Annotated in this window: 12 protein-coding genes; 6 read left to right on the plus strand and 6 right to left on the minus strand. The window is 59.8% G+C overall.

Annotation, left to right across the window (positions count from 1 at the left end; translation table 11 throughout):
• Position 1 precedes the first annotated feature (1 nt).
• Positions 2-2818 carry an isoleucine--tRNA ligase gene (gene ileS / locus GKC30_RS12385; RefSeq protein WP_155935143.1) on the minus strand — a complete coding sequence of 939 codons (2817 nt, stop codon included), beginning with the start codon at positions 2816-2818 and terminating at the stop codon, positions 2-4.
• A gap of 230 nt (positions 2819-3048) precedes the next feature.
• Between ileS and GKC30_RS12390 the strand changes: the two genes are divergently transcribed.
• Positions 3049-3681: a tetratricopeptide repeat protein gene (locus GKC30_RS12390; RefSeq protein ID WP_155935145.1), complete on the plus strand. Its 633-nt coding sequence runs from the start codon at positions 3049-3051 to the stop codon at positions 3679-3681.
• A gap of 75 nt (positions 3682-3756) precedes the next feature.
• Here the strand turns inward: GKC30_RS12390 and epsC are convergent, their stop codons facing one another.
• The 5 genes from epsC to GKC30_RS12415 all read right to left on the minus strand — a co-directional run bounded on the left by epsC (position 3757) and on the right by GKC30_RS12415 (position 8140).
• Positions 3757-4677, minus strand: coding sequence for a serine O-acetyltransferase EpsC (gene epsC / locus GKC30_RS12395; RefSeq protein WP_155935147.1), 921 nt, complete (start codon positions 4675-4677; stop codon positions 3757-3759).
• An 8-nt stretch (positions 4678-4685) separates the two neighbouring features.
• Positions 4686-5606: a cysteine synthase A gene (gene cysK, locus GKC30_RS12400; protein WP_155935149.1), complete on the minus strand. Its 921-nt coding sequence runs from the start codon at positions 5604-5606 to the stop codon at positions 4686-4688.
• A gap of 2 nt (positions 5607-5608) precedes the next feature.
• On the minus strand, positions 5609-6805 hold the full coding sequence (nifS, locus tag GKC30_RS12405) for a cysteine desulfurase NifS (protein WP_155935151.1): 1197 nt from the start codon (positions 6803-6805) through the stop codon (positions 5609-5611).
• 4 nt (positions 6806-6809) lie between these two features.
• On the minus strand, positions 6810-7661 hold the full coding sequence (nifU, locus tag GKC30_RS12410) for a Fe-S cluster assembly protein NifU (protein ID WP_155935153.1): 852 nt from the start codon (positions 7659-7661) through the stop codon (positions 6810-6812).
• A 215-nt stretch (positions 7662-7876) separates the two neighbouring features.
• Positions 7877-8140, minus strand: coding sequence for a DUF493 family protein (locus tag GKC30_RS12415; protein WP_155935156.1), 264 nt, complete (start codon positions 8138-8140; stop codon positions 7877-7879).
• 186 nt (positions 8141-8326) lie between these two features.
• On the opposite strand from GKC30_RS12415, the gene GKC30_RS12420 reads away from it, so the two are divergent.
• The 5 genes from GKC30_RS12420 to GKC30_RS12440 all read left to right on the plus strand — a co-directional run bounded on the left by GKC30_RS12420 (position 8327) and on the right by GKC30_RS12440 (position 14028).
• Complete coding sequence (locus GKC30_RS12420) at positions 8327-10462, plus strand: putative bifunctional diguanylate cyclase/phosphodiesterase (RefSeq protein WP_155935158.1); 2136 nt, start codon at positions 8327-8329, stop codon at positions 10460-10462.
• Between the two features lie 41 nt (positions 10463-10503).
• Positions 10504-10686, plus strand: coding sequence for a hypothetical protein (locus GKC30_RS12425; RefSeq protein WP_155935160.1), 183 nt, complete (start codon positions 10504-10506; stop codon positions 10684-10686).
• Between the two features lie 150 nt (positions 10687-10836).
• Positions 10837-11247, plus strand: a complete 411-nt coding sequence (locus tag GKC30_RS12430; RefSeq protein WP_155935162.1) for an Hsp20/alpha crystallin family protein — start codon at positions 10837-10839, stop codon at positions 11245-11247.
• A gap of 14 nt (positions 11248-11261) precedes the next feature.
• Positions 11262-13769 carry a Lon protease family protein gene (locus GKC30_RS12435; RefSeq protein WP_155935164.1) on the plus strand — a complete coding sequence of 836 codons (2508 nt, stop codon included), beginning with the start codon at positions 11262-11264 and terminating at the stop codon, positions 13767-13769.
• 46 nt (positions 13770-13815) lie between these two features.
• Positions 13816-14028, plus strand: a complete 213-nt coding sequence (locus GKC30_RS12440) for a hypothetical protein (RefSeq protein WP_155935166.1) — start codon at positions 13816-13818, stop codon at positions 14026-14028.
• The last annotated feature ends 310 nt before the right edge of the window (positions 14029-14338 follow it).

Consider the following 14338-nt stretch of genomic DNA (forward strand, 5'->3'; position numbering starts at 1 on the left):
CCTAGGCCAACGTCCTCAGAACCTCGGTGCACCGAGGGCAGGCGTCCGGGTGAGCCGGGTCGGTCCCCAGGTCCTTGCTGATGCGCCAGCACCGTTCGCATTTGGTCCCGGATGCGGGCTCCACCACGATTTTCAGCTCCTTCACATCCTCGGCCACATATGCGTCGGCAGGAGCACTGTCCACCTCAGCCAGGGATATTTGGGAGACGATGAAGAATTCCCGGGCGTCAAGTTCTTCGGCGGCCACAAGCTGACGCACAGCCTCGTTGGCGTAGAGGGTGATATGGGCATCGAGCGACTTGCCGATGACCCGGTCCTTTCGCTTGGGCTCAATGGCTTTGTTCACCTCGCCGCGCACGGCGGCCAGAGTTTCCCAGCGGGTGCGCTCGGCGGCGTCCAGCTCCGGGGCATCAGGGGCCAGACGCAGGGCAAAGACCGTGTCGGTCTGGTCCAGGTCCGCCTTGATGGCCTCAGGCAGGGTCTGGAACGCCTCCTCGGCGGTGAAGGAAAGCACCGGAGCCATGTCCTGAAGGAGCATGAGCAGGGTCTGCCAGAGTACGGTCTGGGCAGAGCGGCGCTTGAGGCCGTTACGCTCTTCCACATAAAGCCGGTCCTTGATGATGTCGAGATAAAAGGACGAGAGGTCCACAACGCAGAGGTTGTGCAAGGTGTGGTAGACCTTGTGGAATTCGTATTTGGCGTAAGCCTGACCAATGGCGGCGTGATGCCGGGCGACCATGTCCAGAGCGTAACGGTCAAGCGGCAGCAGGTCGGCCACGGCCACCCGGTCGGCCGGGTCGAAGTCGCTGAGATTGGAGAGCAGGTAGCGGCAGGTGTTGCGGATGCGTCGGTAGGCATCCACCAGCCGATTCAGGGTTTCGTCCGAAATGCGGATGTCTTCCTGATAGTTGGAGGCCGAGACCCACATGCGCAATATCTCCGCGCCAAACTTGTCGATGATTTCCTGGGGGGCGATGACGTTGCCGATGGATTTCGACATCTTGCGGCCCTCGGCGTCCACCACGTAGCCGTGGGTGAGGACGGCCTTGTAGGGCGGCAGGTCGCGAGTGCCCACAGAGGCGAGCAGCGAACTGTGGAACCAGCCGCGATGCTGGTCCGAACCTTCGAGATACATGTCGGCCGGAAAGCGGGTCTCGGCTCGTCGTTCGACCACAGCCGCATAGCTCGTCCCTGAATCGAACCAGACATCAAGAATGTCCGTCTCACGCTTCCAATGGTCTCCTCCGCATTTGGGACAGGTCAGCCCGGCCGGCACCAGTTCCTCGATGGGGGCTTCGAACCAGTAATCGCACCCGGTTTCATGCTTGGCGTACTTGTCGCAGATGGTGAAGACCCAGTTGGCATCGAACCATGTTTCGTCGCAGTCTTCGCAGATAAGGGCAGAGATGGGTACGCCCCAGTTGCGCTGGCGGGAGATGCACCAGTCCGGGCGGTTCGCTATCATGCTGTGGATGCGCTCCTCGCCCCAGGCCGGAATCCACTGGACCTTATTGCGGATGGCGTCCAGGGCGCGGGTTCGCAGGGCGTTTTCGTCCATGCCGATGAACCATTGGGTGGTGGCGCGGAAGATGACCGGCTGCTTGCACCGCCAGCAATGCGGATAGGAGTGGGATATCTGGCGCGAAGCCATCAGGTGGCCGAGTTCTTCAAGTTTTTCAATTACCTTTGGGTTGGCATCCCAGACGTTGAGTCCGGCGAAATGCTCCACCTCGGGCAGAAACTCGCCCCGGTCGTTCATGGGCGAATAAATTTCCAGGCCGTACTTGAGGCCGGTCTCGAAGTCCTCGCGGCCATGCCCCGGAGCGGTATGGACGCAGCCGGTGCCGGATTCGAGGGTGACGTAATCGGCCAGCACCACCGGGGACTCGCGGTCGTGGATAGGGTGTTTCGCCTTGAGGCCCTCAAGCCGCGAGCCTTTGACCGTGGTCAATACGGCTGGCTGCCCCCACCCGAATTTGGCGGCGCAGTCTTCCAGCAATCCTTGGGCCAGCACATAGAAGTCGCCGTTCGTTTCGACCACAACGTAGTCGAATTCGGGATGCACGGCCACGGCCATGTTGTCCGGGATGGTCCAGGGGGTGGTGGTCCAGATGAGGATGAAGAGCCTGTTCACGTCCAGGTCGGCCAGCTCCCTGGCTTTGGGGTCGGCCATGGGGAAGCGGACGTAGATGGAGGGGGAGGTGTGATCCTCGTATTCCACTTCGGCCTCGGCCAGGGCGGTGCGGCAGTCGCAGCACCAGTAGATGGGCTTCTTGCCCCGCACCACGCCGTTTCGCTCCATGAAGCGGCCCAGCTCGCGGGCCGTGGCCGCCTCGTACTGCGGGTCCATGGTCATGTAGGGGGCATCCCAGGTGCCGAGCACTCCCAGCCGCTTGAACTCTCCTCGCTGCACATCGAGCCATTTGGCTGCGTAGGATCGACAAATCTTGCGGATGGTCAGGGTGTCGAGTTCCTTGTTCTTTTTTTTAAGTTCCTGCTCGACCTTGTGTTCGATGGGCAGGCCGTGGCAGTCCCATCCCGGCACATAGTGGGCGGTCTGTCCCTGCATGTTGCGCGATTTGACCACGATGTCCTTGAGCACCTTGTTCAGGGCAGTGCCCATATGAATGTGCCCGTTGGCATAAGGAGGGCCATCGTGCAGGACATAGGTGTCGTCCGGGTCTCCGGCGGCGACCATGCGCTCATACGCCCCGATCTCCTCCCAAAATTTGAGCATCTCAGGCTCGCGCTGCTTGAGATTGGCCTTCATGGGGAAGGCGGTCTGGGGCAGGAGCAGGGTGTCTTTGTAGTCGCTCATGGGTTTCGGTCCTCCGACGCGATATATTTCTATGAAAGAAAGTGGTCCGTTCAAATGAATCGGGGTAGAGTGGTACAACCCAGCCCGTAAGTCAAGCTCCGCAAGGATTTCGTCATTGCCGATGGCCCCTTGCGAGGGGTTGCGGCGCTGGTCTTGCGACGATGAATCTGGTAGGTGGTGGGGCCGTCCTGGCGGATGAAACCAACAACCCCACATGATCAGGAGGGTTCATGGGAAAACACAAGAGAGAACGGGAGGCGGAAGCGGTGCGGCAGCAGCATGTCAGAAAGTCCACCTGCATCCTGCTGGTGGTCGCGGCTCTGCTGGCCGGAACCTTTCTGGGCAACGCGCTGACCATGATTTATGTCGGGCAGCGAGAGGGACATCAGGCGGTCGTTTCCGGCTTTTCCGGGCAGTCCGGGACACAGGCCTCGCCCCATGCGGCCGATTCGGCCATCCTGGCCCGGCTTGAGGCTGACGCCGCTGCAGATTCCACCAACCCGGATGCCTGGGTGGCGCTGGGCAATTACTGTTTTGACCATGATCTGCCCGCCAAAGGGGCCGCAGCCTACGAGCGGGCGGTGGAGCTTGCGCCCATGCGGCCAGGAGTCTGGTCCGACCTCGGTGTCATGTACCGTCGCACGGAGCGGTTCGACAAGGCCATCGATGCCTTCAGCCATGCGGCGAGCCTCGATCCTTCCCATATCACTTCGCGATTCAATATGGGCGTGGTCTATCTGCACGATCTTGGCGACAGGGAGAATGCCCTTAAGGTCTGGCGTGAGGTGTTGGCCATCGACCCTTCGGCCGTCACGCCCACGGGTCGTCCTGTGGCCGCGCTGGTTTCTGAGCTTGAGAAATAGGCGCACCTGTCGGTTTGGCGCAAAAAAAGGGAGGGCGGCCCGGGTCGCCCTCTCTCCATTTTCTGTGGGTTTGGATCAGATGCCGCTGCCGTCCACAAATGACTGCTGCAGAATGCGCGACTGGACGATCTGCGCACCGGGGGGCACATCGCGGGTGATCCAGACGTTGCCGCCGATGACCGCGCCCTTGCCTATTCTCACCCGGCCCAGGATGGTGGCGCCTGCGTAGATGATCACATCGTCCTCCACGATGGGGTGGCGCGGCAGCCCCTTGATGAGCCGCTCGTCGTCGCCCTTGGGGAAGCTCTTGGCCCCGAGGGTGACGCCTTGGTAGACACGTACGTTGTCGCCGATGATGCAGGTCTCGCCGATGACCGTCCCTGTGCCGTGGTCCATGAAGAACCCCTTGCCGATGGTCGCGCCGGGGTGGATGTCTATGCCCGTGTCCGAGTGGGCCATCTCGCCGATGATGCGGGGGATGATGTCCACCTCAAGTTTGTAAAGCTCGTGGGCAACCCGGTAGTTGGTCAGGGCGCGCACCGACGGATAGCAGAAGATGATTTCCCCATGGGTCTTGGCCGCGGGATCGCCGTCGTAGGCAGCCTCCACGTCGAAGAGCAGGAGCTTGCGGATGCGTGGCAGCGTGGTGATGAACTGGTGGGCCATTCGCTTGGCCCGTGCCTCGCAGTCCGCGCAGGCGTCCACCTGGGTCTTGTCGCAGACGAAGCAGTAGCCCCGGTTGATCTGATCGGCCAGGCGGCGCTTGACCCGGTCCAAGGTGGAGCCGATGTAGTAGGGCATGGTGTCCGGCGTGATCTCAGAGGGGCCGTAGTAGCCCGGAAACAGGACGCAACGCAGGTCCTGAACGATCTCGGAGAGGATTTCGACGGAGGGCATGGGCACGTCGTCGGCGTAGCGGTGCGAGGCCGGGCCCTTGTCGCCTGATTCCGTCAGCAGGGCCACCACATCGGCCAGGGTGTAATCGTTTTCGGTCATGGATTGTCCTATTCGAAGAGGGCGGTGCTTAGATACCTCTCGCCCGTATCGCAGACCACGAAGACGATCATCCTGCCCGCGTTTTCTTCGCGGGCAGCCAGTTTGAGGGCTGCGGCGCAGTTGGCGCCCGAGGAGATGCCGCAGAGGATGCCCTCCTCGCGGATCAGGCGTCTGGCGGTTCCGAAGGCGGTCTCGTTGTCCATGGTGATGATTTCGTCGATGACGGCCGTGTTGAGTGCGCCGGGCACGAAGCCCGCGCCGATGCCCTGGATCTTGTGCGGTCCGGCCTTGCCGCCGGAGAGTACGGGCGAGTCGGCCGGTTCCACGGCCACGGCCCGCAGGGATGGCTTGCGCTCCTTGAGCGCCTCGGCCACGCCCGTGATGGTGCCTCCTGTGCCGACCCCGGCCACAAAGATGTCCACTGCGCCGTCGGTATCCGCCCAAATTTCCTCGGCAGTGGTCTGGCGATGGGCAGCCGGGTTTGCCTTGTTTTCGAACTGCATGGGCATGAAGGCGTTTTTCGTTTCTGCCACGATTTCCTCAGCCCTTGCAATGGCCCCTTTCATTCCCAGATCAGCGGGAGTGAGGACCAGTTCTGCTCCGAAGCCGGTGAGCAGCTTGCGCCGTTCAAGGCTCATGCTCTCGGGCATGGTCAGGATGAGCTTGAGTCCCTTGACCGCACAGATGAAGGCGAGGCCGATGCCGGTGTTGCCGCTGGTGGGTTCCACCAGGACGGTATCGGGGCTGATGCGGCCGTCGGCCATGGCTGCTTCGATCATGCTCTTGGCGATGCGGTCCTTGACCGAGGCGCAGGGGTTGTTGAATTCGAGTTTGGCCACCAGGGTGGCCCCGAGGCCATGGCCGAGGCGGTTCAGACGGACCAGCGGCGTACCTCCCACCAGTTGGGTCATGTCCCTTGCTATTTTCATGGCTACTCCGAGAAGGCCTTGGTGCAGGCGGGCGCCGACTTGTCGGCCGAGAAGGGCGAGAGTTTGCGCAGGTTTTCGATGATGGTCGGCAAGGTGTCCAGCACGGAGTCCACCTCGGCCCCGGTGTTGAACCGACTCAAGCTGAAACGGATGGAGCCGTGGGCAAAAGTGAAGGGTACGCCCATGGCGCGCAGCACATGGGAGGGTTCCAGACTGCCCGAAGTGCAGGCCGAGCCAGAGCTGGCACAGATGCCCATCTGGTCCATCATCAGCAGGATGGCCTCGCCCTCAACATAGCCAAACGAGATGTTGGTGGTGTTGGGCAGCCGATTGCCCCTGTCGCCGTTGACGATGGCGTCGGGAATCCTTTCGAGCAGGCCGTTTTCGAGCCGGTTGCGCAGAGTCTTGACCGAGGTGTTCTCCTCGTCCATGTGCGTCATGGCAAGTTCGCATGCCTTGCCCAGGGCGATGATGCCCGTGGTGTTTTCGGTTCCGGCCCGGCGGCTGCTTTCCTGATGTCCGCCGATGAGGAAGGGGCGAAAGGGCAGCCGCTTGCGCACGAAAAGGGCACCGACTCCCTTGGGCGCATGCAGCTTGTGGCCCGAGAGGGAGAGCATGTCGATGGGCGTGGTCGCGAGGTCTATGGCTATTTTGCCTACGGCCTGGACCGCATCGGTGTGGAAGACTGTGCCGCGTTCCCGGGCAATGACGGCCATCTTCTCCACGGGATAGATGTTGCCTGTTTCGTTGTTGGCCCACATGACCGAGACTATGGCCGTGTCATTGCGGATGGCATCCCGGTATTCGTCAAGGTCGATACGGCCTCGCTCGTCGGTGCCGAGGTAGGTGACATCGTAGCCTTCCTTCTTTTCCAGAAATTTGCAGAGGCTGAGGATGGCCGGGTGTTCCACACGGGTGGTGACGATGTGCCGCTTGTCTGGCTGGGCCGACAGGGCCGAGCGGATGGCCGTATTGTCCGACTCCGAGCCACAGGAGGTGAAGATGATCTCGTCGGGCTCGCAGCGGAGCAGGGCGGCCACCCTGGCGCGAGCCTCCCGAAGCCTGACCCCCACCTGTCCGCCAAAGCGGTGCATGGACGAGGGGTTTCCGTAGAGATCGCAGAAATAGGGCCGCATTTCCTCGAACACCGCCGGATCCACCCTGGTGGTGGCGTTGTTATCCATATATATGGTCTTCATGGGATTATCCTTCGCGGACCGAGATTTCCGGGTCCACCTTTTCCTTGAGTTTGGCCTCAATGAGGTTGTGCAGGGTCAAGTGGCTTGACGGGCAGTTGGAGCACATGCCGATGAACTGTACCGAGACCAACTGCCTGTCAATATCAAGCAGGCGGATATCTCCTCCGTCCCGCTGGAGCATGGGGCGGATTTCGTTGTCGATGACGGATTCTATGAGGTGCATCCGCTGGATGTTGGTCAGGCCCTGGGCCGGGGAAACGGGTTCTGCGGAGGGGGTCGGGCAGACGCCCTCGCCGTGCGCCTCCTTGAGCAGACGTTCCAGATCGTCAATGCACTTGCCGCAGCCGCCACCCGCCTTGGTGAAGCTGGTCACGTCCTCGACGGTTTTAAGATCGTTTTGCTTGATGGCCCGCAGGATTTCCTCGTCAAAGACGCCGAAACACTCGCAGATAAGGGTTCCCTCGTGGGAATGCTCCATCTTGCTGGGGGCTTCGCCGCGCATGTGTTTGAGGGCCTGCTCCAGAGCCTCCTGCCCCATGACCGAACAGTGCATCTTTTCTCGCGGCAGCCCGCCCAGGTACTCGGCGATGTCCTTGTTGGTGATCCGTTCGGCCTCGGCAACGGTCTTTCCTTTGAGCATCTCGGTCAGTGCCGAGCTTGAGGCGATGGCGCTGGCGCATCCGAAGGTCTGAAATTTGGCGTCAACGATCACGCTATCATTGACTTTGATGTAGAGAGTCAAGGCATCGCCGCAGGCCAGGGAGCCCACCTCGCCCACGCCGTCGGCGTCTTCAATGGTGCCCACGTTGCGCGGGTTGAGAAAGTGGTCCTTGACCTTGTCGGTATATTCCCACATGGCGATCTCCTGTGATATTGAGTTTTTCCGGGGTGCGGGGCGACGGCTGCGGCAGGACTCCGGAGGAATGGTAGCACATTTCCTGTTCTATGTAAGTACACACGGTCCTCATGTAAAGGTGCTGGCATAAACAAATCAGATCAAATCAGTCAAGTTTGTCTGCGCACCAATGGGGATATTGCGTCCTGGGGCGTGATCTCGGCGACGGACAGACGCTAAAGCGCCATCAGTCCGGGAATCTCCGAGGCGCGACGGTAAACCTCCATGACTTCCCTTCCCGAGCACATGGTGGACTCAAGGGTGACGCTGGTGAATTTTCCGCCTCTGGACTCCCGGGTTTCCAGCCGCTCGGATTCGAAGAGGGCCGCAAGGAGGGGCAAATTGTCTGTGGGTACGATGAATTTGAAGACATATGGACAGGGCCAGACGTGGTGTTCGTCAAGCATGTTTTCGAATTGGGAGCGGCGGTCATCGGTCATGGACATCTCCGAATTTTTCAAGGCTTGAGCGGATGTATATCCACTGTTGGTTTCTGTCAAATGACTGCGGGCGTTGACATCCTGGTCCAATGTGTATCTACTGTCTGAACTGCCTGTTCCATGAGTAAAAGTCTTGCTGTCCCCGCATCTTGGGGAGATGGCGGAAGGGTGGCATTTCGGATGGCGATGAACGGAGAAGTCGAAATACTCGTGGTCGATGACGACCGGATCAACCTCAAGTTGATTCAGGGGATCCTGCGCGGCCAGGATATGCGCGTGATCACGGCCATGTCCGGCGACGAGGCATTGTCCAAGGCGGCCGGGAGCAATCCGGCGGTGGCTCTGCTTGATGTCATGATGCCGGGCATGGATGGCTTCGAATTGGCCGAAAGGTTGCGCGCCTCGGAGCGAACCCGCACTGTGCCCATCATCTTCATCACCGCCATCAGCAAGGAGCGGCGCAATATCTTTCGCGGCTACGAATTGGGCGCGGTGGACTATCTGTTCAAACCAGTGGAGCCCGAGATCCTGCGCGGCAAGGTGGGCATTTTTGCGGAGCTGCATCGAAAGAACCTTTCGCTGGAAGCCGCCACCCGGCGGCTGGAAAAGGTTGTGGCCGAGCTGGAGAGTTCCCAATCGGCCCTGCGAGAATCCGAGCAGCGCTACCGGATGGTGGCCGACTACATTCACGACTGGGAAAGCTGGTTCGGCCCCGACGGCGAGGCTATATACATCTCGCCTTCGTGCGAGCGCATCACAGGGTATTCCCCGGCCCGCTTTGTCGAGGAGCCGGAATTGATCCAGCGCATTGTGCACCCTGACGATTTCGCTGCGTGGCACAATTACATGACCGGCTCGTCCTTTGCGGAGGAGGGCATCGACTACCGCATCAACCATCGCGATGCCCGGATCCGGTGGGTGAGCATGGTACGGCATACGGTGGAAGACGACACGGGCAAGCCGCTTGGCGTTCGCCTCAGCGTACGCGACGTGACCAGCCGCAAGCACATGGAGCAGCGGCTCAAGCATAGTTCCCTGCATGACCCCCTTACCGGCCTTCCAAACAGGGCGCTTTTGTTTGACAGAGTAGGTCAGGCGGCCGAGCGTTCGGTGCGGACAAACGAATATTTCGCAGTGCTTTTTATTAATCTGGATCGCTTTCAGGTGGTCAACGATCATTTCGGGCACATGGTGGGCGATCGGATTTTGGTGGAGATCGGAGTGCGTCTACGCCGTATTGTCCGTCCCGTCGATACTGTCGCTCGGTTTGGCGGTGATGATTTTGTCATTATTTTCGAGGAAATGCGTCGTAAGCTTGATGTGCGCGACATGGTCAGGCTCGTCAGGGAATCTTTTGTCGAACCTTTTGAGATCGACAGCGTCGAGTTCCCGGTGACGGCAAGTATGGGAATCGAAATGGTCAAAGGCTACGGCGAGGCCCCGGACAAGATTGTCCATAACGCTCAACTGGCCATGTACAAGGCCAAGGGGGCGGGCAAGAACCGATGCGTTACCTACGAGGCAGGCATGCGCGAGGGCGCTGCCAGCGTTTTGGCCATGGAGTCCGAGTTGAAGCGGGCCTTGCGCGCCAGGGAGTTCGAGGCCCATTTTCAACCCATCGTCACCCTGGCCGACGGGCAGCTTTATGGTTTCGAGGCCCTGGCCCGCTGGCGCCATCCCGAGCGTGGGCTGGTCAGCCCGGGAGAGTTCATCCCCCTGGCCGAGGAAACAGGGCTCATCGTCGAGCTGGGCGAGCAGATTCTCGAAGACGCCTGTCGCACCCTGAACCAATGGCGCACCGTCTATCCGGCGGCTGCCGAGCTGATCATATCCGTGAACATCTCGGCCAGGCAGTTCGGTGAGGCCGGCCTTGTGGACATGGTCAAGCGGATTCTTGACCGTACGGGCCTTCCGGCCAACCTGCTCAAGCTCGAGATCACCGAAACCGTTGTTATGCTCGATGCCATGGAGTCTTCCACGCGACTTAATCTTTTAAAATCGTTGGGCATCATGCTTTCAATCGACGATTTTGGAACCGGCTACTCGTCCATGAGCTATCTTCAGAAATTTCCCATGGACCAACTCAAGATCGACCTGAGCTTCGTGCGGCTCCTGGAAAAAGGCCCCGAGAACATCGAGATCATCAGGGCCATCGTCAATATGGCTCACAGCCTGCGGCTGCGGGTGGTGGCCGAGGGCATAGAGTCCGAGCGCCAGCGCGATCTGCTTTATTCCTTGCAATGCGATTACGGTCAGGGCTATCTCTATGCCAGACCTCTTCCGGGCAGCGAGGCCGAGGCGTTTCTGGCCAGCGGGGAGTGACGCGATTTTCTTCGAGACAAGCCAAGGGAGACCGTTTGCACATGAATCTGAGCGCACCGCAACTTATCACCTGGGTCATAGGAGTCATCCTGGGCCTGCTGGGCATTCTCATTCACCTTGATGTCATGTCCGTGCCAGCCCTTGAGCGCATGGTCCGACCTTTTTGGCTCGTTTCCGCCGGGTTCGGCATTCTTGCCGTGTCCAACGTCTTCAAGAGACTTTAATAGCGCCATTTTTTCACTCCTTCATAGGGGCCTGTCCGGGAAATGCGGCAGGCCCCTTGTCCTGTTTTGCCGGATTGTGTAATCATTGGATACATATGTCTGCGCCGTCTGCCCTGAGGGTGGGGCGATGCACTCGGGAGGAATACGCCAATGGCTGATCTGAAACGCTGGAGCCGGGGCGAAATCACCAGGATGCGCCTTGAAATAGACAGGCTTTTCGATGAGCTGTGCCTTGATTTCGATCTGCCCGCCATGGTTTGCCGTATGACCGGAGACATTGAGCTATGGGAGGAGGATGACGCATTGGTGTGCAGGATGGAGCTGGGAGCCATCGACCCGGACGATGTCACTGTCATGGCGACTGGGCGATTGCTGGCGATCACCGCCGAGGTGTCCGAGGTGGAGGGCAGCCGACGCCGTTCACGGGCCTTCAGGAGGGAGATCAGGCTGCCCTGCGCGATCAGGGCGGACGAGGTCGAGGTCGCCTTTGCCGACAGCGTTCTCTTGGTCCGTCTGCCAAGATGCACCCGCCAGCACATTGTACGGATAATCAAGAAATAGACGGAGAAGCCATCATGCCCAGCAAGAAGCCCTCGCACGAAGTTTCCGCCGACAAGCTCAAGTGGACCCTTGATCCCGGAACCATGCCCTTTGCCACCACGGATGACCTGGAGCCCCAGACCGAAATCATCGGTCAGAAGCGCGGCGTGGAGGCGTTCCGCTTCGGCATGGGGATGCTCAAGAAGGGGTACAACATCTTTGTCACTGGTCAGCCAGGTACAGGGCGTCTCTCCACGGTCAAGAAGCTGCTCGCCGAAATGGCGGACAAGAATCACGTCCCTTGCGATCTCTGCTATGTCAATAATTTCAAACACCCGGAAGCGCCGATTCTCCTCAGGTTCACCTCGGGCGAGGGCAGCGAGTTCAAGCGCGACATGCAGGAGTTTTTGGACACGGTGAAGCGCGAGGCCCCACAACTCTTCGAGAGCGAGGAGTATATCGCCCGCAAGAACCAGATCGCGGAAGCGCACGAGAAGAAGGTGATGAGTTTTTACAAGGCCATCGAGGAGCAGGTGAAGGATACCGGGCTGGTGGTGGTGCGTATGCAGATGGGGCCTATCCAGCGCCCCGACGTGGTCCCCCTGGTGGACGGCGAGCCCAAGCGGATGATCGAGCTTGAGGAGATGGTCGATAACAAGCGGTTCCCGCGTGAGGAGTTCGAACGGCTTCGGTCCAAGCGGTTGGAACTCAAGGAGCAGATCGATCAGATCGTCCTGGAGCTCAAGGAGTTGCAAAAGGAGGTCGGCAAGAAGCACGAGGAGGTGGATCGCCTCATGTTCATGGCCCTGGCTCAGGACTTCATCAAGCCGCTTCGCGAGCGGTATGACGATCCCAAGGTCCAGGCGTATCTCGATTCTGTCCTTGACCACATGGGCGACGAACTGGACAGCATCAAGTCCCTGGGCAGCCCCCCAAAGCAGGGTCCGCTTCCGGGCATGGTCTTTGGCGGGCCGCCGCCGGAAGTGGTCTTTCATCCTTATCAGGTCAACCTGCTGGTGGACAATGCCGACAAGCAGGGACCGCCGGTCATCGTGGAGTCCTATCCGACCTACCGCAACCTCTTTGGCAGCATAGAACGGGTCATGGACCGCAACGGCGGCTGGCATACCGATTACACCAAGATCAAGGCAGGCTCGTTTGTCAAGGCCAACGGCGGCTATCTCGTGATCAACCTGATGGACGCCATTTTCGAGCCGGGCGTGTGGCAGACTCTCAAGCGTTCGCTCAAGACCGAACAGATCGAGATCGAGACTTTTGATCCCTATTATTTCATCAGCGCCACCGGGCTCAAGCCCGAGCCCATCGACATGCGTGTCAAGGTGGTGGTGCTGGGCAGTCCGTATCTCTATGCCGTGCTCAAGCGTTACGACGAGGATGTGGCCAAGATATTCAAGGTCTGGGCCGATTACGAGTCGAGCATGAACCGCGACCAAGACACGGTCATGCAGGTGTCCCGTTTTGTCAGGGGCGAGGTGGACCGAAGCGGACTTCGCCCCTTCGAGGCGTCGGGCGTTGCCGCCGTGCTGGAGGAGGCTGTGCGCTGGGCCGGGCGGCAGGAGAAGATCTCCACCTCCTTTCCGGCTATGGCTGATCTGCTGAGCGAGGCCGATCATTTCGCCTCGCGGGACGAGGCGGCCGTGGTGGGGGCGGCCCATGTCAAGGCGGCCGTGGACGCCCGCGTCTACCGCTCCAATCAGATCGAGGAGCGCATCCAGGAGATGATCGACCGGGGCAGTCTCTTTGTGGATACCGACGGCGAGGTGGTGGGGCAGGTCAACGGCCTGGCCGTCTACACCATGGGCGACTACATGTTCGGCAAGCCAAGCCGGATCACCACCGTGACCTCGTTGGGAAAGGAGGGGATTATCAACATCGAGCGCGAGGCCGACATGTCAGGCCCCACCCACAACAAGGGCATGCTCATTCTTGCAGGCTACCTGCGCAGCCGCTTTGCCCAGGATAAACCCCTTTCGCTTGCGGCCAGCATTGCCTTTGAGCAGTCCTACGGAGGCATTGACGGCGACTCGGCTTCTTCCACCGAGCTGTATGCGCTCCTCTCCAGCCTTTCCGGCAAGCCCATCAGGCAATATATTGCCGTGACCGGCTCGGTGAACCAGTACGGCGAGATTCAGCCCATCGGCGGGGTGAACCACAAGATCGAAGGATTCCACCTCTGCTGCAAGCATGCCGGGTTCACCGGCAGACAGGGGGTTATGATCCCCCAGGCCAATGTCAAGGATCTCATGCTTCGCGACGAGGTGATCCAGTCTGTCAAGGACGGCAAGTTCCACATCTGGTCCGTGCGGACCATTGACGAGGGCATCGAGATTCTCACTGGCGTCAAGGCAGGGGAGCGCGGCAAAAACGGTTACCCCAAGGGCACTGTCAATCGACTGGTCGACGATCGGCTGCGCGAACTGGCCGACGCCTTGGCCGCCTTTGGCAAGAAGGGCGATGACGGTACTGCCGGGAATGTCACAAAAATCAAGTCCGCACGCAGATCTCCTTCGAAAAAGAAATAGGAATGCGTATTATTCCTTGACAATCAGGGAGCGATGTCAAAGGGTTGTGTCGGAAGCACAACCCTTTTACATGGCCTCTGGAGTGAATGCCATGAACCTGCTCAAGCTCAACCTTTGGAGAAAAATCATCCTGGTCGTTTTTGCGTCCAGCGTGGTGGCCATGTTCGCCATCGACTGGGGCTATGATTTCCATATCCGTCATGTGGTGCGGCTGGCCGTTGGCGCCATGGCCTTTTGGGTTGTGCTGGACCGTCCTTAGCAGATCATGGCGTGATCACGACAATGGCGACGTTTCCTGCACTTTGTAGCTGAGACAGGTCAGGGGCGTTCAGGGCATGGTTATTCTGGTCGATGGCAAGGGGCCGAAAACGCAAAAAAAGTGTTGACGCCGTCTTGCACCTTGATTAATCCTAAACCATATTCAGTGAAAGGAACAAACCGCTTATGTGCAACAACAACCACGACAGCCTTCTTTTCGACGCCCGCCTAGCGGTCGCCGTAGTCGTCGTTGACGTTGTAGTAGGTCGTACCCATAGGGACGCGCCATAGCGGGATTGCATTCTTCAAGG

The organism is Pseudodesulfovibrio alkaliphilus, assembly GCF_009729555.1.
GTDB lineage: Bacteria > Desulfobacterota > Desulfovibrionia > Desulfovibrionales > Desulfovibrionaceae > Pseudodesulfovibrio > Pseudodesulfovibrio alkaliphilus.

Excerpts from the sequence above, each read along its gene's own strand:
- ileS (WP_155935143.1), bottom strand. The coding sequence starts at position 2,818 with ATGAGCGACTACAAAGACACCCTGCTCCTGCCCCAGACCGCCTTCCCC.
- GKC30_RS12390 (WP_155935145.1), top strand. The coding sequence starts at position 3,049 with ATGGGAAAACACAAGAGAGAACGGGAGGCGGAAGCGGTGCGGCAGCAG.
- epsC (WP_155935147.1), bottom strand. The coding sequence starts at position 4,677 with ATGACCGAAAACGATTACACCCTGGCCGATGTGGTGGCCCTGCTGACG.
- cysK (WP_155935149.1), bottom strand. The coding sequence starts at position 5,606 with ATGAAAATAGCAAGGGACATGACCCAACTGGTGGGAGGTACGCCGCTG.
- nifS (WP_155935151.1), bottom strand. The coding sequence starts at position 6,805 with ATGAAGACCATATATATGGATAACAACGCCACCACCAGGGTGGATCCG.
- nifU (WP_155935153.1), bottom strand. The coding sequence starts at position 7,661 with ATGTGGGAATATACCGACAAGGTCAAGGACCACTTTCTCAACCCGCGC.
- GKC30_RS12415 (WP_155935156.1), bottom strand. The coding sequence starts at position 8,140 with ATGACCGATGACCGCCGCTCCCAATTCGAAAACATGCTTGACGAACAC.
- GKC30_RS12420 (WP_155935158.1), top strand. The coding sequence starts at position 8,327 with ATGAACGGAGAAGTCGAAATACTCGTGGTCGATGACGACCGGATCAAC.
- GKC30_RS12425 (WP_155935160.1), top strand. The coding sequence starts at position 10,504 with ATGAATCTGAGCGCACCGCAACTTATCACCTGGGTCATAGGAGTCATC.
- GKC30_RS12430 (WP_155935162.1), top strand. The coding sequence starts at position 10,837 with ATGGCTGATCTGAAACGCTGGAGCCGGGGCGAAATCACCAGGATGCGC.
- GKC30_RS12435 (WP_155935164.1), top strand. The coding sequence starts at position 11,262 with ATGCCCAGCAAGAAGCCCTCGCACGAAGTTTCCGCCGACAAGCTCAAG.